This is a genomic window from Rhodococcus sp. GB-02 (assembly GCF_053470465.1).
The window spans coordinates 566,198-583,866 of record NZ_JBPUKE010000004.1 but is presented as its reverse complement, the minus strand read 5'-3'; the positions used below and the strand labels follow the sequence as shown (position 1 = coordinate 583,866).

General features: G+C 56.3%; 17 protein-coding genes. 6 read left to right on the top strand and 11 right to left on the bottom strand.

What is annotated here, in order from left to right; genetic code table 11:
* Positions 1–370 precede the first annotated feature (370 nt).
* The 10 genes from ACSW29_RS27410 to ACSW29_RS27365 form a co-directional block, all read right to left on the bottom strand.
* The gene (locus ACSW29_RS27410; RefSeq protein WP_448278793.1) at positions 371–1,648 is read right to left on the bottom strand and encodes a hypothetical protein; all 1,278 of its coding nucleotides are present in this window, start codon (positions 1,646–1,648) and stop codon (positions 371–373) included.
* A 231-nt stretch (positions 1,649–1,879) separates the two neighbouring features.
* On the bottom strand, positions 1,880–2,830 hold the full coding sequence (locus tag ACSW29_RS27405) for a polyprenyl synthetase family protein (RefSeq protein WP_448278792.1): 951 nt from the start codon (positions 2,828–2,830) through the stop codon (positions 1,880–1,882).
* A complete protein-coding gene (idi, locus tag ACSW29_RS27400; RefSeq protein WP_448278791.1) occupies positions 2,827–3,420 on the bottom strand; it encodes an isopentenyl-diphosphate Delta-isomerase in 594 nt (197 codons plus the stop codon). Before idi ends, ACSW29_RS27405 begins: the two co-directional genes overlap by 4 nt.
* Positions 3,410–4,894: an MFS transporter gene (locus ACSW29_RS27395; protein ID WP_448278790.1), complete on the bottom strand. Its 1,485-nt coding sequence runs from the start codon at positions 4,892–4,894 to the stop codon at positions 3,410–3,412. The genes idi and ACSW29_RS27395 overlap by 11 nt, the downstream gene beginning before the upstream one ends.
* The gene (locus tag ACSW29_RS27390) at positions 4,891–6,963 is read right to left on the bottom strand and encodes an AMP-binding protein (protein WP_448278789.1); all 2,073 of its coding nucleotides are present in this window, start codon (positions 6,961–6,963) and stop codon (positions 4,891–4,893) included. The genes ACSW29_RS27395 and ACSW29_RS27390 overlap by 4 nt, the downstream gene beginning before the upstream one ends.
* Before the next feature lie 94 nt (positions 6,964–7,057).
* Complete coding sequence (locus ACSW29_RS27385) at positions 7,058–7,588, bottom strand: hypothetical protein (protein ID WP_448278788.1); 531 nt, start codon at positions 7,586–7,588, stop codon at positions 7,058–7,060.
* Complete coding sequence (locus ACSW29_RS27380; RefSeq protein WP_448278787.1) at positions 7,585–8,739, bottom strand: beta-ketoacyl synthase N-terminal-like domain-containing protein; 1,155 nt, start codon at positions 8,737–8,739, stop codon at positions 7,585–7,587. Before ACSW29_RS27380 ends, ACSW29_RS27385 begins: the two co-directional genes overlap by 4 nt.
* A 2-nt stretch (positions 8,740–8,741) precedes the next feature.
* Positions 8,742–8,990: an acyl carrier protein gene (locus ACSW29_RS27375; protein WP_042445145.1), complete on the bottom strand. Its 249-nt coding sequence runs from the start codon at positions 8,988–8,990 to the stop codon at positions 8,742–8,744.
* 13 nt (positions 8,991–9,003) lie between these two features.
* Entirely contained in the window at positions 9,004–10,065 is a 1,062-nt protein-coding gene (locus tag ACSW29_RS27370) for a UbiA family prenyltransferase (RefSeq protein WP_448278786.1), read from the bottom strand.
* A gap of 2 nt (positions 10,066–10,067) precedes the next feature.
* Entirely contained in the window at positions 10,068–11,303 is a 1,236-nt protein-coding gene (locus ACSW29_RS27365) for a cytochrome P450 (RefSeq protein WP_448278785.1), read from the bottom strand.
* A gap of 360 nt (positions 11,304–11,663) precedes the next feature.
* On the opposite strand from ACSW29_RS27365, the gene ACSW29_RS27360 reads away from it, so the two are divergent.
* Positions 11,664–12,203: a TetR/AcrR family transcriptional regulator gene (locus ACSW29_RS27360; RefSeq protein WP_042445134.1), complete on the top strand. Its 540-nt coding sequence runs from the start codon at positions 11,664–11,666 to the stop codon at positions 12,201–12,203.
* Between the two features lie 312 nt (positions 12,204–12,515).
* Positions 12,516–13,334, top strand: a complete 819-nt coding sequence (locus tag ACSW29_RS27355; protein ID WP_448278784.1) for a helix-turn-helix domain-containing protein — start codon at positions 12,516–12,518, stop codon at positions 13,332–13,334.
* Between the two features lie 101 nt (positions 13,335–13,435).
* Here ACSW29_RS27355 and ACSW29_RS27350 read toward each other — a convergent pair whose 3' ends face one another.
* A complete protein-coding gene (locus tag ACSW29_RS27350; protein WP_448278783.1) occupies positions 13,436–14,197 on the bottom strand; it encodes a hypothetical protein in 762 nt (253 codons plus the stop codon).
* 723 nt (positions 14,198–14,920) lie between these two features.
* Between ACSW29_RS27350 and ACSW29_RS27345 the strand changes: the two genes are divergently transcribed.
* The 4 genes from ACSW29_RS27345 (at position 14,921) to ACSW29_RS27330 (ending at position 17,661) form a co-directional block, all read left to right on the top strand.
* Entirely contained in the window at positions 14,921–15,493 is a 573-nt protein-coding gene (locus ACSW29_RS27345) for a hypothetical protein (protein WP_448278782.1), read from the top strand.
* Positions 15,494–15,600: 107 nt separating this feature from the next.
* Positions 15,601–16,383, top strand: coding sequence for a hypothetical protein (locus ACSW29_RS27340; RefSeq protein WP_448278781.1), 783 nt, complete (start codon positions 15,601–15,603; stop codon positions 16,381–16,383).
* A gap of 265 nt (positions 16,384–16,648) precedes the next feature.
* A complete protein-coding gene (locus tag ACSW29_RS27335) occupies positions 16,649–17,503 on the top strand; it encodes a hypothetical protein (protein WP_448278780.1) in 855 nt (284 codons plus the stop codon).
* A gap of 17 nt (positions 17,504–17,520) precedes the next feature.
* Entirely contained in the window at positions 17,521–17,661 is a 141-nt protein-coding gene (locus tag ACSW29_RS27330) for a hypothetical protein (protein WP_448278779.1), read from the top strand.
* Positions 17,662–17,669 lie beyond the last annotated feature (8 nt).

Genomic DNA, 17,669 nt, shown 5'->3' with positions numbered 1-17,669 from the left:
GACTGAGGGGCGCAGTAATGCGTGTGCTGTCGTGGTTCGATTCGATCTTTCGAGATTTACTGGCTGCCTGGTCTTTCAAGCGAGGCCCAGGTCCGAAACGGGTCGACCCACATGCCGTCTAGCGGATCGGTTTTCGTGACCTGGGAAGAACCAAGTAGGTGAGCGCGGAATTGAAACTCCTTGATCTGAGGCTCAAAGGTCTTGCCGATTTCGTACCAGGCGACACTCCAGCAAGACCTATGCGATAGCGCGCTGCGATGATTTGTTTCATCGAGTATCAATCGCGACAGATCGGTCGATGTAGATTAGGGATGTTCGAGGCGTGCGGCGCACATGACCGCTACCGCGTACTCATTGGCCGTGAACGGGCTCACCCTTCAGGTTTGGTATCGTATCGGCCTTTGTCCGATGATTCAATCGGAACTCTCTCAATTTGGTTTTCGATCGATCGATCTCGGGTGGACGGATAGAGCTGTCTGAGGTGCGTTATAGCAAAGATTCCTGAGATTATAAATATACTTGCTGTATACCATCCGTCCGTAATGAAGTCTGTCAAAACATCCGTCTTCGCGACTACAAGCTGGCGTGCCCACTCAGATTGTATGTCAGTGTATTCGAGTCCTTCGATAAGCTGAGTCAACACAGACTTCGGCGACGCCACCGAATTGGTGACCAGGGTCGCGATGCCGAGCAGTGCGGGGACAGCGAGAGTGCCAAGAATCGGAACATTCGTGGACCTGACTATATCGAATAGGACTATAAAAAGGCCGGCGACGTATCCGATCACCGCACCCAAGATCGACAGATTGACGAATGCTGCAACTGTGGCTTGGCTGCTCGGGACAGCCGATGTCGCAATGAAGTGTAGGTAGTAAAATGACAGGCAGCCCGCAAAAAGACCGCCTGCAGTCCCTGCGCCGGCGCACTCTCCAAGGCGTTTCAGGCTGGCGAATACGCGGGGCCGTCCGGTTGCGAGGGCAAGCACCGCCCATGTTGAAGTGGCAGGGACGCTGATCGCGAAAACAATCGATATGCCAAATATGGTTAATACGCTGCCAGCGTTCATGCCATCGAGTTCAGGTGTAATGATGGTCTGGATTCCTGACGCGACCGCCAGAACGGCCGTGCCTACCCCGGCAATCGGGAGAAGGACCCTTCGTTGCCATCGACCGGTCAACCAGTCCCCAATGAGAAATTGAAGAATGTTTGAAATGGAATGACGTATCTCGTCGGTGAGTGCTTCTGTTGCTGGCAATATACTACGCCCAAGCAAGTTCAGTGCCAAGTTTTTCAAGGGGCTGCGTGTTGGTTGGTTTTGTATTACTACGGATTTTGTAAGCAAATGCAAGATGAGACTGGCGCAAAGTATTGCAATTGCAAGAATTGCTGTGAAATTACTTCCCGTACGCGAGAGTTCGATGCCCGCTACCAACGACAAGAAGCTGATGAATAAGACCACGGCGATTCCGAGTCCGGCTAGAGCATCTCGTAGACTAGCGAACCGCTGCCCCCATTTTATGCAGATCGCTGCGTTCCGGAACTTAAAGAAGGAGTAGAGAAGCGCAGACAGCAGTAGAATGGTTGTAAGTATCGTACCCGTCAATGGCGAACTTTGGTTTCGGGAAACACTTTCAGATAGATCAGCCATGAAAGAAAACCTGTCGTGTTATCGGTGATTGGATGACCGGAATTGGTAACCGCGCTGCTTGAGATTTTGCCAAGGTAGGAGAAATTGCTGTTGAGGCTAAGGTGAATATATTTACTGGCAAACGATTTACGATCGAGTCATCTGATTTTCCGAATCATCGGCAGATATAAATTTTCCGGTTGGTTAGTTCCGCATTCTCTTCATTGTGTCGACAATTTATACCCGCAGCGACTAGAGGCGGGTTGCTGTTTGAAGGGCTTCTTCCAGGTCTCGCAAGGATTCACGCGGATACAGATTGATACGTAATGTTTCAAATCCAGAATTGAGGAGTTCTTTGATGGCCCGATTCTTTGCGGGCGGGGTCTCGAAAAAGGTGGAGAATTCCGCGCTTAATCCCGCCGTAGTTCTTTTGTTGTTTGCGATGTCCAAGCCGTGGTCTTTGCCCGTAACTTCCGATGCTTGCTGATCTCGGAGGTCGTCCGCGAGTTGGAACGCGAGGCCGAAGTGTTCAGAGGCGTCCTCTACCTTGCTCAGATCTGCGTCACGGTCAATGACCAAGAGTCCCAGCGCAAGTGGGAGGAAGACGGAATATCGTCCAGACTTAAGGTTCGCGATGGATTGCAGCGTGGCGGGGTCTGTCTCGCCTGTTGCTGTGGCGTAGACATCGCCGAATTGCCCGATGATCATCTCTCGTCGCATCCTCGACCACAATTGGTCGATTTTGCCGGTTTCGCGACGGACGAGGTCATCGGCGGTGGACAGGCATAGGTCGCCGGCAAGTACAGCCAGCGCGTCGCTGTGGCGGCGAAGGTTAACTTTCGAGGCGCCCTGAGCGACAAGCTCGGCCTCGACGAAACGCGATGCGGTCGAAATCCCTCGTCGCAGGTCGGCGTCGTCCATTACGTCGTCCTGCAGCAAACCGAAGAGATGTAACAATTCAACCGCGGCTGCCAATTGAACTCCACGTTGATAGTCCCACTCATCTCGAATTCCGGTTAAGCGCATTCCTTCGAGAACGAGCATTGCGCGGAAACGCTTCCCTCCCGCACGGACGAGGCGTAGCGCGAGGTTAGATGGATCTACGGTTGCCTGAGGGTATACAGAGGACTTGCTTTCCGGTGACAGCGCCAAGCACATCGAGTCTTCGACCTTCGCCAAGAATGATTGGGTATCGACAATCATTGCCTATCTCCTTGCGTTGGTTGCCATTCCGATGAGAATTTGGATTCAAGAAACACCTCGCTAGTGAGGAGGGTGTCCAGCACAGTCGAGAACCAAGCTGACATGTTCCGACCGGCGCATGCCTCCCGCAACTGTTGCGGGGTGACCAGTTCGGTCGCTGCGACTTCATCAGGGTTGGGTGCAACTGTGCTTCCGATGGTGCCGAAGAGCACATGGTTGAGTTCCCACTCAGTGAGGTCGGACGCAGAGTCATCGAATCGGTACTCGACGGTGCCTGCCTCGGTGAGATCGATGGCCTGCACGTTCAGTTCCTGCTGCAATCGAAGTGCGGCATCTCCCAGAACGGAAGACTTCGAAAGTGGATGTCCGCAACATGAATTCGACCAAACGAGCGGCCAATGGTACTTCGTCGCAGCCCGTTGCTGCAGCAGGAGACGGCGGTCAAGACTGAACATGAAGACTGAGAACGCACGATGCCGGACGCCTCCATCCTTGTGGGCATGAAGTTTGTCCACGATTCCCAGGTCCGAGCTGGCGTCGTCGACTAGGCGAACGTGGCGGCGTATGTCCAAATCGAGCTCAAGCGTCATAGCGGAACAACCTCTCCTTTGCCGATACGAGCCACACGACAAGTGCGACGACTACAACAGCCGCCGAGAGTGTCACGACGAGATCCCATGCTTCGACGAACGCCGTGGCGAGGGCGAGACTGTTCGAAGGATCGGCCTCGGCGGTTGCCTGCATTTGATCGATGTCTACGCCCAACGACGAGTTGAGGCGATGCAGGAAAACGGATCCGAGAAATGCGACTCCGCAAGCTACGCCGAGTTCTTGGAGTGTATTTCCTGTTCCTGAAGCCATGCCCGTGGTTTCTTCGGGGACCAACGCTGCGGTGCCTTCGGCCCGCAGGGGGCTGAATATCCCCAACCCGACGCCGGCGACGACAAATCCTGCAATGAGAATCGTCCACGTGCTGTCGGGGGCGAGGAGTCGCAGTAGAGCTAACCCAGCCGCGAGCATCACGAGTGACAGCGTGACTGCATTCTTGCGGCCGAGCGGGGTTTGCAGTGGCATCGCCAGGATCGACCCGACGAGAAGCGCACCAGTGAGCACCATCAGTCTGAGCCCGGTTGCGATCGGATCGAGGCCGTTGACGATTTCGAAGTACAAGACAGAGATCAGGATGAGTGGAAAGACGGCAAGGTACACAAGCAGTGTCACGATGTTGATGCCGACGAATGTCGGGTTGCGAAAGAGGCTCAGGTCGAGCAACCGCATGGTGGACTGTCGTTGCATCACGACGAACGCTGCGAAGACCGAAAGTGTGACGACGATCCCTGTGAGGATCCATGGGTGTGTAAGTCCCATGTCATAGGCATGCGTGAGAACGAATACGAGGGAGAACATCGATATACCCAGTACCGTCGCAGACAGCAGTCTTCGCGCAACCTGCTGTTGAGGGTCTCCGCTCGACTTGCACGGAATCAGGACGGCAGCAACGAGTATCATCGCAGGAACATTGATCCAGAAGATCCATTGCCAACTCCAACTCAGCAACACTCCACCAATGATCGGCCCAGCGGCAAGTGCGATACCAGAAGCGCCGCCGAAGATGCCGAACCCGATCGTTCGTTTGTCCTGGGCAAAGTTTTGAACGATCAGAACTGGAATTGAGGCGAGTAGGGCAGCGGCGCCTATGCCCTGGCATCCGCGGGAAACGATCAAAGGCAGCACGCTGGTCGAGAGTGCTGCGAAGGTTGATGCCACCGCGAATATTGCTGCGCCAGTGATCATCACGGTCCGAGGACCGAATCGGTCGGCGCATACTCCGAAGAAGAGCAGCACGCCGGCCATCGCGGTGGCGTAGGAGTCGAGTATCCATTGCAGATCGGTGAAGGTGGCGCCGAGGTCATTTTGCAGCGGTTCAAACGCCACATTGATGACGGTCAGATCAAGAATGAGAAAGAACGTCGCGACCAGGATTGCAACTCCTGCTGCTACCGGTCGTGGCCCCGGATCAGTCTTTGACAATTCGGGGGTTCTGGAAGCTGGTTGCGTTGTCATGATGCGTTCTCCTTCATGGCAGGAGTAGGTGCGTGAGCGATGAGGGCCGCAGCTTTTGCAGGGTCTGTGATCGGGAGGTAATGGCCACCGCGACTGACGATCTGGTGGCGGTGACACATCGTGACCGGGGCCACGGTTGAAATCGGATCGTCTTCCATGGTGATTTCTAGATGAGTCTGCATGTTGGTCAGAGGCTTTCGCAGTTCGGTCATCAATGAAGACGCGAGTGTCAGGTCGTTCGCAACGCGGCGGCGCGCCCGGTTCAGAGCAGCGGGAGATGCGATGAGTCGGGACATCAGCATGTGCTCGGTATGTTGTATCAATTGTTCTTGATGGACGGAGCTAAGAGTGACTGGGGGCGGCGCACAGGCGATAACGATTCGATCGGCAAAGTGATCGGGATACTTGTCCTGGGCTAGACCGAGCAATGCAACTCCGAGGCTGTGGCCGAGCAAGATATCTCCGGCCTGTGTTTCCGACAGCACGTACTCGGTGATCGTTCGTGCGACTCTGTCCAGGTCGGACAGTTGCTGTAAGTCGTATTCGATCACTGCGACCCTCATGTCCAGATGGTCCGCGAGGCCGACATATGGTTCCGCGCTTGTGCCCGCGCAGGGCAGGACCACCAGAGTCGAGTCAAATCGTGAAGAGAGGTCGCGCCACCGCAGACGAGAACCGACGCGGCGCTCCAACAAGCGATGGCAAGCACCACGATCGATCTTGCCGGTACTGGTGAGAGGAATTCGAGGCACAGAGACACAAATATCTGGAACCAGGTGTGAATCGAGCGCAGTAGACAAGGCACTGCGGGTAGCTTTGCTCAGATTTGTGACCGGTTCGTTGGCGTCGTTGTCTACGACTCCCATTACGAGACGAGGTGCCGATACTCCATCGAGAGTGATCTCTGAGATTACAGTTTCGATGGAAAGCGCTTCTCTTGCAGCGTTTTCGACCTCGACAGGGGAGAAGAGTATCCCGCCACGATTCAGTAAGTCGTCAGCGCGGCCCAGTATGGCGAACCCTCGCTTCGATGGCCGGACTGCGTCGCCACTGATAAACGTATTCTGTTGGAGGCGTGCATGGTCGGATTCTGGGGCGACGAGGTACCGAGAAGAAGCCATCGGCCCCTCGATGGTGAGTAGGGGACGGTCGGATCCACCTGGGTCGGTCGCGGTAGCGAGAGTTGTGGTGGGCAGGGCAGTAAACCCCGCATCGGTCGAGCGTCGCGTCGCAACTATGTGTAGAACTTCGGTCGCGCCGTATCCGTCGATGATTTGACCACCGATGTGGGCTTCGAGTTCTTGCCGCAGATTGTCGGGCAGAGGTTCACCTGCAGAAACTGCGGTTGACAGTCCAGCGAGGTCCTGGGTGGCGGCTGTGTTTCGAGATCGCCGTGCAATGGCTGCCCAAATTCGCGGTGACAGTGCAGCAATGTCAATCTTGTGTGCGACGAGTGCCGATATCAACTCTTCGGTCGCTGTTGGCCGATTCCAGACCACTGCCGTCGTGCCGGTGAGCAATGGAATCAGGACCGAGTTTCCAAATCCGTACCCGAAGCTCAGGTCTGCAGCGGTCAGAATACGGTTATTCGGTGTTGCGCCGTACAGCGCGGGGATGGTCTCGGCAAAAGCACGGAGGCCGCTCTCGTAGTGGCCAACTACTTTCGGCTTCCCTGTGCTCCCGGACGTTAATTGCCCGAACTTCAGACGGCGGTCTCGATCGAGCGGCGAAATCTGACCGTCCCCGATGTAACGGATGTCGGGATTTCCGTCCGTGAGTTGAAGCGTTGCGGCCGCGCCAATCGATTCCGCGAGCGTCGACAGCTTTCCCTCCGCCATAGGCCGGCCGACGATGGGCACCGCACCGCACCTCCAGAGCCCGCATAGTGCTTCGATCCACGCCATGGTGGTGTGCGCGGCGCATAAGACGAGATCACCGTTCTGGATGCCGGTGGAGGAAAGGGTGAGCTGCCACTGATCGACTCTCGCGACGAACTCGCCAGCTGAGATTTCACGTCCACACTCGTCGACGTACAGGATCGCCGAGTTGGATGTTGGGACTGTGGGCAATGACCATAGCCATAGAGCGAGATCAATTGTTTGGGAGCTGGATTCAGTCATTCTTGGCTTCTCTGATTGGAGTTTCCCATCGACGACATATTGCTCATTCAGACACTGCAAGTACTGAGACAGCGGCGACGACCTGGCTTTCTGTTGAATAGCTGTAGCCAGACAGCATGATGTCGGTGGTCGAACTTCGTAAGTACTGGTGTGCGAACCACACATGGTGGTCGTGGAACGGTCCGAAGATCGACAGACAAGGACCCGTCATCGCATGTTCAGTCGCCAAGTAAGCCAGAATGCCATTGGCCCCGCTCACAGGACCGGACGCGGCGATCGATCGTTTGCGCGAGGCGCCAAGTCTGCTAATTACGTTGAGATAGTGATCGGAACCTGATGTCGAGGATGCCCACACAGCTCCTACGCGGAGCCCAGACGTGTCGACAACACTGAGAGCCGTTCTTACTGCAAGTGCTGCGACCGATTGCTCAGTGCGATCAGGTAATTCGCACACAGACGCAAAGTCTCCGGACGGCTCCACTTCAATGTTCACACAGTCACTGTCCGGGTCGGTCACTGCAGTGACGTACCCGATGACAGCAACCGGAACTTGCGCGATTGTGGTGACGTTCATGGTGCTCCTATTACGACCGCTGCTACAGACCCGCCGAAACCGAATGAGGTTGACAGCACATAGTTATTGTCAGCGAGCGGTACAGCAGAGCAGGGAACTTGCACGTGGGCAAGCTCCTCAATACCGCTCTCCAGGGTGGAGATGGTCTTATTGGGAGGGACAACACCTTCTCGAAGCGAGGTGACTGCGACGACGGTTTCGATCACCCCTGCCGCGCCCTGACAATGTCCTGTTGTTCCTTTGATCGATACCACTGGTACGCGATCGTGCCGCGCGGAGAATATTCGGTCGTACGCACTAGCTTCGAGTGCGTCATTGGCGCGAGTTCCTGTGCCATGGGCGCAGATCCACCCAACATCATCGACCGTGATCGAAGCGGACTCGAGTGCATCTGTGATTGCGATGGAAAGCCCCGTCGCGGTAGGCGAAGGGGCGACGAGGTTCCATCCGTCGCACGCTTCTCCATACCCGGCAATGCTTGCGAGTGGTGCTTTCGCAAATTCTGGGGGTTCAACGACGACAACACCGAATCCCTCGCCAGGCATCATTCCTCGCCGGTCGGCGTCGAATGGGCGAACCATGTCATCATCACTCAATCCACCTAGCGCCAGGAAAAGGGTCAGCACTTCATAAGAAAGAACCTCCGCACCAAGGCATATGACCATATCCGCGCGCCCAGATGAGACGAGCGACTGCGCGAGCCCGATGACGGTAGTTCCGGCGGCACAGCCTGATCCGATTCCAATCACGTCGACATGTCCGCCGAGGAACGTCGCCACTGCTGCGGCATCAGAGTCAAGGGCAGCCCGCACTCCCTCAGCTGCCGAAATCGGGTCGCTGCGGTCATGGTCGGGGCGAGAGCCCATGACCGTGGACAGGAGAACCACAGGCCGATTACGTTCCACATCTTCGTCCGCAGCGACGATCCTGTTACGGATCGGACCCAATGCCTCTTGCAATAAGGACTCGAACAGATACTGATCGCCCTGGGCCTCGCAGGCGAGTGCATAAGCACGATAGTCGCTGTCATGTCCGATCCCGGGAATTCGGCTCGCCTCGATAGCGTCGCCGAAAAGCATTCTCTTCCAAAGCGTGTCACGACTATCGCATTCCGAAGTTCGGCATTCTGCATAGGTGATCTTGGACGCCAAACTTAACACTGCGAGCCTGCCGCGGCCTTGGATTGGATCAGTTGCTGCAACTGAAGCAGTGTGAGGACTTCATCCGCCTCACTGTCGGATATAGAGATCTCGTACTTGTCCTCGAAGTATCCATAGACTGCGATCAGATCGAGCGAAGAGAGCCCGAGATGGTCGTGGACGTGGTCCTCGTCGGCAAGATCACTGGCTTGCAGACCCGTGGTTTTCGCTACGATCGCTCGGAGCTCATCGTCAATCGTCATGGTGATCCTTTCATCAGGCGAGGGAATCGACGGCGTCGTTGGTTAGGGAGTGGCGAGGCCACAGAAGCGCTGACATATGAGACGCGGACTTGCGGGACAGGTGCTTATTCCAGTGAGCCAGAAGTGACATCAGGACCCACGCGATAACGCAGGCACCCGCGACGAGAGCAAACTGCAATGACTGGTTCACCGCAATGCCGATGCTCACCACGGACGCCATTGTGACGAGGTAAACGTGCTCGCGGACCGCGATTGCGTCGGCAGGGGTACGAGCGCGCCGTACACCGAGAATGACGCTCACCTCGCCCGCTGCGATGATGGAATATGCGAGAAATACGGATATTCCGACCTGCGTGACAGTGATTGCTGCGACCGTGAACTGCACTAGGGCTGTGATGAGAACGGTTCGCCCCGCGCCGTTCTCCACAGCGGTTAGCCAGACCGAGCGGTAGCCGATCAAGGTGTCACCGCGGCGATCTGTGAGGTCTTTTGCCCCAGCGATTATGACTGAGACCGTCGCCAGCAATACCGCGACTCCGACCGCTACCCGCCACTGCTCAGAGGAAAACGTTCCGTTGCCGGTAGCGAGGCCAGTCACCCATGGCATGACGAGCGTTGCAGTCAATAGTGCGATCGTGGCACCCGGATATCGTTTGGTCACTCTGCCGAACGAATAACCGATACCAATAGTGATATTGACGACCAGAACGACAGCTAGGGCAGTCTTCGACGGTGCGTCGCTAGGGCTCAGTGCCACCATTGCTGTCGAAAGGAGCACGACCGAGAACCACGCTACGAATGTTGCTCGACGCAGACCACGAGTCCCGAAACTCAACGCCCATCGTGTACGCAGCGGTTGATTAATTCGATCAGCGGGAAGATCCACCAGTCGGTTGAGCCATTCTACGGAGACGCAGAACGTAATCCAGTAGGTAATCCACAACAGAAGATGTGGTGGCGCTTCGTGCGCGACAAAGAAGCTGCCGGAAAGGAACCCGGCAATATACAGGGCAGAGAATCGGGGCGATCCGGTTCTGACGAACTGGGAAGCGCGACTCGCCAGCGGTACGGACATTGCTATCGGCTTACCGCTACGGAAAGTGTCTCTGGACCGCGTAACCCCATGCCAGGCTTGTAATTGATTGGCTCTGCAACTTCGATGGAGCGGTACCGTTGCGATAGTTCGCGTAGAAAGTGCTGAAGCATCGAGTTTGCCAGTGCCGAGCCGAGGCAGTGATGGATCCCACGCCCGTAAGAAAGTGAAGACACATCAGGGCGCGTGACTGAGAATGTGTCTCCGCGCTCGACTGTTTCTCGATTTCCGGAGGCAAGAAGGACCATGACGGCGTCACCCTTAGTGATATTTGCGCCACTTACCTCGCAGTCCTCCAATGCGATTCGCCCAGCTTCGTGCGCCGGAGGCTCAAAACGGAGCACCTCAGCCACTGCATTCTCAATGAACTGCGGGTTGGCGCGTACCTGTTCGAACTGATCCGCATGACGGGAGAATGTGATCAGCATGTTGCCGATCGTGTTGGAGGTGGTTTCTTGTCCGGCGACCGTGATCAGGAGGCATGTCGCGGCGATCTCGTCAACGCTGAGCTGGTCACCGCCGTGACTGACTTCGGACAGTCGCCGGACAAGCCCCTCGGGCGCATTGCCGGATGTTGCGAGAGTTCGGAAGTAATCGATCGATTCTTCGATTGCGGCAGAGCGGCGATCGGCGACTTCTTTTGGAATCGCGAAGTTGATATCAAGTACGCCGGCCACAAGATTCGACCATTCGGAGAATCGCCCGCGATCTTTGTCCGGAATACCCAATATTGACGAAAGTACCTCTACAGGAAACGGTTCCGCAACCTCGGAAACGGCGTCAGTGCAGTGTTCGAGATGCCGAACCGCTGATGAGGCCGCGGATAGGACGATGTCGTCCATGGAAGTCGTGGTACTGCGGGTGAAGGCATCGGAGACGAGGCCCCGCAGCCGGGTGTGTTCGGGCGGATCTGTGAGCATGAAAGGACGGGCGTCGCCGTCGATGCCAAGACCAAGGAATGGTGGCATGTCTTCGCCCATCATCGACGTCAGATGGTCGAAGAAGGTGGAGTTGGCAAAATCCTTGCCGAATAATCTGCTTCGAAGCACCTTGTCGCACGACGTGTAGTCAGCAACGATCCAGGCGCCCAGAGCTGAGCGATGTATTGGAAGCTCCGTGCGCAATCTTGCGTAGACCGGGTATGGGTCTGCCTTGAAGGTTGGATCGAAAGGATTGACTGCGAGAGCGAGATCGCCCGTATCGTCGACCGTGTGTGTCATGTTTCCCCCTGTGTGGATCAATGTGTGCCGTCGCGCTGCCGCGCGAGACCGCGATGACGAAAAGCGAAGGAACTCAATCGGTTACAAGCCGGTAAATCACGTAGAAGCCGAACCAGGCGATTGCAGCGCAAGCAGCGACGAGGAGGACGTCGAAGAAGATGACCATGAAGCGAGCCCCATCCGTTTGGTTCATGGAGAACAAATCTCAGTATGAATCTGGTTGTGTGCCTGTGGATATAACCACATCGCAACACGAGTTGCAATAAATCCATTGCTTGACCCTGTTTGACGCAGCAAGCTAGGACCAAAGTCCCGAGAGTGAGGAGAATGAACCCGTTGGTTAAACGCAGAGGAACGCACGTGACCACGGCGGTGCTCGATGCAGCCGCCAAGCTGATCGTCGAGGATGGCTACGACTCGGTTACGGTTGCTCGTATCAGCAAGCTCGCCGATGTCCATCCGACCTCGATCTACCGTCGCTGGCAAACGCTCAACAACATCCTTGCCGAGGCCGTCTACAACATTGTCGAGGACGATGCCCCGATCCCCGATACGGGCGATGCTCGAACAGATCTCATACAGTTCTGTCAGACACTGAGAGACTTTATGGGGACTGCGGTTGGACAATCTCTGGCCCGCCAAGCCATCGAACCGGTCGACAGTGACGATATGGCCGAACGGAGGCGGGAGTTTTGGCAGAAACGATTCACTGCGGCCGGTACGATCATCCACCGCGGAATAGAGAATGGTCAGATCAGGAGAGATATTGATCCAGGGCAGGTTCTCGGGTTAGTGACGGCGCCACTTCACCTTGAGGTTCTTCTGGATGAAGCTCAGGAGCCGGTCAATATTGAGGCGAATGTGGATATCATTTGGAGGGCTATCGCGTCGAGTGAATGATTCTGTTGACGGTGAGCTTGACCCAGTTGGAACATATGGACTGATGGGGTTTCTGACCGTGGCAGTGAATCGATGAGCCGGATGCTGACGCGGCCGTGTGGCGTTCAATCGGGGAATGCCACACAGCCGCTCGCCGGGTCGACTCAGCCAGGGCACCTTTCTGCCTATCGATTGGACAGTTTGTAAGTGCCCGGAATTCTCTAAACACTCGTCAATCACTCCGCCGGGAATGAAAATCTCTTCAGGCTTAGGGCACAGCCCAGTTCGATGCATTGCTGGTCAGGATAGTTTTCTCCCGGATACGCTCGAACGGTGACTTCTATACAAGACTTCATCGATGCTCGCACGCATATCGGCTTCAGTCAGCGAGAGGTTGCAGCGATATCGGGCGTCTCCGAATCAACCATCCGCCGCGCGGAGTTGGGCGAATCGAATGTCTCGATCGTTGTGTTCAATCAGTTGATGTATGCGGTCGGTGTCAAACAGGCTGGCTTTCAGCCAATTTGCGACTACTCCGCGATGGTGGCGGCACGATTTGTTGTGGGGGATACAACAGTCCAGCTCAGTGATGCCGCCCGCGAATGGATTATCCGTTGGCGGAAGATGGGAACCGCAGCAGACGGTGCCTCAGGGTTCAAGACAATCCTTCGAACAGCCGGATATGCGGCAAGGATTTTGGATCGACCGCGGAGAGAGACGTATCGCGGTTCTTTGCGTCCGACCCAGATCTTTTCCAGACTCCGCGAGTTGCAACAGTCTGACAACCTCGATTGGGCAGTCACCGGTGCGGACGGCTTGCCGATGATCTACGTATCGGATCCTCCGCTGGCGTTGGAACGACTAAATGACGTTGGGGGCGGTAGTAATCGACGATCACGCTTCTGGGAGGGTGTGACGTTACTGGATATGTCTCCGGTGGCGAATGCACGTGTGCGTGGCCGTATTTCAGCTGGGGGAGACAAGGTGCGTTCGATGGGCGAGATACAGACGGTGATCGACATGTACTCGGCCGGTCAGATAGACGCAGCAGATAGGCGTGCGAACAGCATTCATGCGAGATCGTTCGCCGACTGGGAAGGGTGCGGGTCAGGACTGGTTCGTCGTGCCCGCGAGACAGGGGAACAAGCATGAGTTGCAGGCAGGCGTCATGCAGCGATCGCCGGCCCGGATAAGGCCGATGACAACATCGCGTAAGGGTTGGTCAGAGGAAGAACGTGCGTACCTCGCTGCGATCATCGAAAGTGAGGGAGGTGGTCTGGTGGACTATCGGGATCAGGTGCCTCCGTCAGGTTCAGGGATTCATTCCCGGCAGATCGAACTGCAGGAGGGGACGTAGGATTTAGCAGATATCGTTGCGCAGCTTCGGATCCCGAGGGAGTGGCCATGCCCTGGACGGCATCATCCGGTCTGATTTCGCCGACCACCCACTCATATACCTCTGGCCAGCTCATCGATCGGATCGTTGCGACAACGTCTTCGTTCGAAATGTGACCTCTCGCGGTTCGGAGTTCTGGTCGGGCAACCCATTCGTCCGCGTAGTCGATCACGGCGTGCGTCATATCCGCGATGGTATCCGCGAGAGTCTGTTCACCCGACAAGAGGCCGAGATCTGGTGCGACGATCACAAACGCGCCGTTGTCGTCGAGGAAGACCTCAAAGCCGGTGAACTGATAGGTGGAGGCTGCAGGTGCCGGGAGAAAAGTTCTGGACGGGTCCGGTTCGCGGTTGATCCATTCGACGATCTCCTCGTCGCTCAGTCCGTCTACCTGGGCCGCAAGTGCCGCGCTCCGCTCCGGATGCTCCGAGGTGGGGCCGTCGGAGTGGTTCCACCAGTATGCATACTGCCGCAACTGTCGGACCAACTTGTCGGTCGCTCTGTCGGAGTCGGAGTCAGTGGCCGAAATCCCAAGCCCGGGAACATAGACCGTGTAGAAGCCGCTGACGAAGATCATCCGAAAGTCTGCATCGAATTCCGGTATCGGTTCAATCGACATGATGAAACCCCTTGTCGCTCAAGTATCTTACTCTGATACTAGAGAGACCGTACGATAGCTATTTCGAATGTGAAGGTCCCATGCATGGAGTGCTGTTAGGGCAGATTTCGTCGCAGTCGACCGACGAAGCTTTCGTCTGTGATTGGACAGCGCTTACTGACCTGACCTTGGCCGGGGGCTACATTGCCTGTCGCCGCATCGTGGTCAGGTTGTCGACCAACCTGGTGGTTAGTTGCCCACGAGCCAGAAGCTCAAGGGGAGTTTGGGCCCCCGCGATGCGAATTGGGGTCACCCACCAAGCGAGTGTTCCCCACGGATCAGTTTCCGCATTGAGATCCGCGTTCGCGTGGGCAACGATTGGAATGACCGCCCGTGCTGCAATGTCGAATTGGAATGCCGGATACTCCCAGTTCAGTCCACGTGGAAGTCGGATTAGGGAGACTTGTCCTCTGAGTGACTCCAATCTGAGCTCTGCATCAGAGTGATTGGGGTACAGCAGGTTCGCGGCTTCTGAGGTCGAGATGCGTTGGAACCGTCGACGCAGCATTTCTGTCAGCCGGGAGATTGTCGGACCGCCGCTTTCGGGATCCCTTGGTTCAGCCATCATGTGCCCTCGATCCATTGTTCGGCGTGGCGTTCTCGTTGATCGTAGCGAGTTGGATACCGTGTTTGTCCAGGTGATATCCGAATGATGTGTGCCCCGTATCGGAGCTTGTTTAGGCCATGACGACGACCTTCGACCTTCGGCTTGATGTGGACCTCATTGAATTGGTCTGGCCAGTCTTGCATGTCCTCAATTCTCGGCGAGCCGGTTGTCCAAAGGCCACTCTCTCCTCGATCATCGATCCCGCATTACGGGCGTGGATCGCCGAGAATCATGAGCTACTTGCCGCGTTGCCCCGAGATTTCGTCCTGCCCAAGACGCTGCCTTATGTTCGGCGAGTGAAGCTCCCAGCGCAACCGGTTCTCGGTGACGTCGACGCCGAAGAACGGGGACTCTTCGCGAAAGCCAAGCCGCGAATCCGACCAGGGCATGCTGAGCCGGCGAAGGCAGTTCCTCCGGTACCGGTCCCAGTTCCTTCGGCGATACGGAAATTCCGCACCACGCCCGTATCGATCACCACTACCGCCGCGGTAGTCACCCAGGTGCGTCAGTTGACGTCGGCTTTTGACCGGGACCTTCCGAAATCCCCGCGAGGCGCACCTGTCCACCCTGTATTGGTGGCGGAAATGGCGCTGCGGAGATTCCTAGATACCCCGATGTGCGATCTGGTCCGCGCCTACTCCAAGGGCTGATCGGATTTTTGCCGCTTGACCTGGTAAATATTTCCGACAAAGTGAATTCTCCTGGATTACTAGTCTAAGAATGACCGCCAAGTGGGCGGTGGGACGAGGAGATTTTCATGGGCAAATCGGCTAGACGCACGGCAGAAGTGCCGCTCGCGAAGGAGCGCCCGGTGCGCGCAGAAAGTTACTTGAATCGGGTGTGGTCTATCCCTGCTTTCCACGACCAGGGAGAAGATGCTCGAGAGGCGCTTGGGCACGCACTATTTCAGATCGGCGATCCTGAGATTCGTTCTGATCTCCTCGATGTCTACGACCAGATCCCTACGGACCAGGTGCAAACGTGGCCCAGGACGGAGTCGGGGGAGTCAATCGCAGGAGTCCGGGTATTGCGGGAGTCAGCGCCAGGCCTGCTCCTACGGCGTCCGTCACGACTCAAGTCCTCGGAAACATGCTTCTACTGCGGCGATGCGTCCAACGCCAGAGGCCGGCATACCGAATGCGATGTGATCGCCGTCGCTGAACGTGAACACGTTTTCATGAAGTGCATCACTTGCAGTAATGAGCACTACAACGTCGATTTTCGCGAGCACGAAGAACTAGGTTTGTCGCTGACCAGGCTTCTCTGTGAATTCTGCGGTGGTTTTGGCAGAAATGTTCACGCACCGTCGATTTCGGTAGTCCGCTCGATGGGGCGCCGCTTCGATCTGAGCTCAGCGGTTGCCGTTGAACCATCGATTCCCGCGGTGCTGCTACGTTTCAAAACCGATGAGGGTCGGCCATTCTCGATCTGTATCTCGTGCGGCGCCGAAACAACAGGCGATCCAGGTATTTGGACAGTGTGTGGGAGGTGCCCCGCAGGGGAAGACGAACTGCGCGGCTGCGTCTATGAGGAGCCCTGACGGCTGCGTGCGCATCCGACGTGTTCCAATCAGGCCGTTTCCCAAGTGTGCTGATCGGCTCCCATCGTCGAAATTGGTTACAAAACAGCATGTTTCACCTGCGGACCTTCATGGATGGTCGCACCTTGTGCCAATGAGCTGCCCGAGTTCATGAGCATCCAGCGGCCTGATCGATCATCTCAGCGGATGCCTATTCCGACTGTGTGGCAAAGAAATTCAATTCCTGGGTCTATTAGTCGACCCGAAAAGCAGAAGGAGAAGGACGATGGCTAAAAGACCTCTCAAAGATCTCGCCGGTCCAGATTCGGTGAGTGCCTGGATGCAGTCGCCTCTTGAGCCCGGGATCCGATTGACTGTTGAGGATCACACGCAACTGGTCCAGTTGAGGAACATACTGAGCAGAGTGCCGGACTTCTTGGAAAGCGAGGGATACGCGAGGGTTCCGATCGTCCGTATTGTGTTCCGATACCGGGGCCAGGAGGACGACATTCTGGACATGGATTTGTGTGGGCGCGTACCTCAATCAAGCGCTGACAAAATCGCACAGAGTCACCGCGCCGAGATAACGATTCTCGGTGCACGCCGAACGCCTGGAATGGCGGCAGCGCGTACATCGATCTCCAGAGAATGGGTGGGTCGTCAGACTGTGTGTGCGGGCTCCAGGTTGGCGAGAAAGTATAGGGCAGAAGATGCACGTCGCTATGTCGTGCATGAATGGTCGGCGCGCAGCACTGTCCTGGATGTTTTCGATTTCATAATGGACGATCTGAATAGTCGCGATCACGACATAGCATTTGTCGGCTCAACGATTATTTCGCGGTATATGGGGTGCTCGCGATCGATCGCTCAGAAAGCTCTGACCGCACTTGTTGCGGCGGATGTTCTTGTCAAAGTCAGGGAGCACCAGTATTGGGTCAACAGTGAGTCGAACAGGAATCGGCCCACAGGCTATTGGGTTTTCGGTCTTGAGCGCAAGAACAGAAAGAAGGCCAATTCATCCGACACCGAAGAAACATGGTCCGCGGTCACGTGTCCGGAATTCAAGCCGTCTGCTTCAGGCGCCGCGAAGCGGCAGCGCGAGGCCAGGCTTGAGATGCTTGCCAACGGCGGCAAGGTCTAGACGTATGCATTCGATCAGTGTTCATAGCCGTAGATTCCGCGCGGCTGTGCCGATTCTGCGTCCTCGGTGTGCAGACGATCGGCGTGATGAAGTCCTTCTGGATGGTCACGGGCTACTACCAGGAATCTGATCTCAATCCGGGTCTGCCCTCCGGATAGTAGTCAGG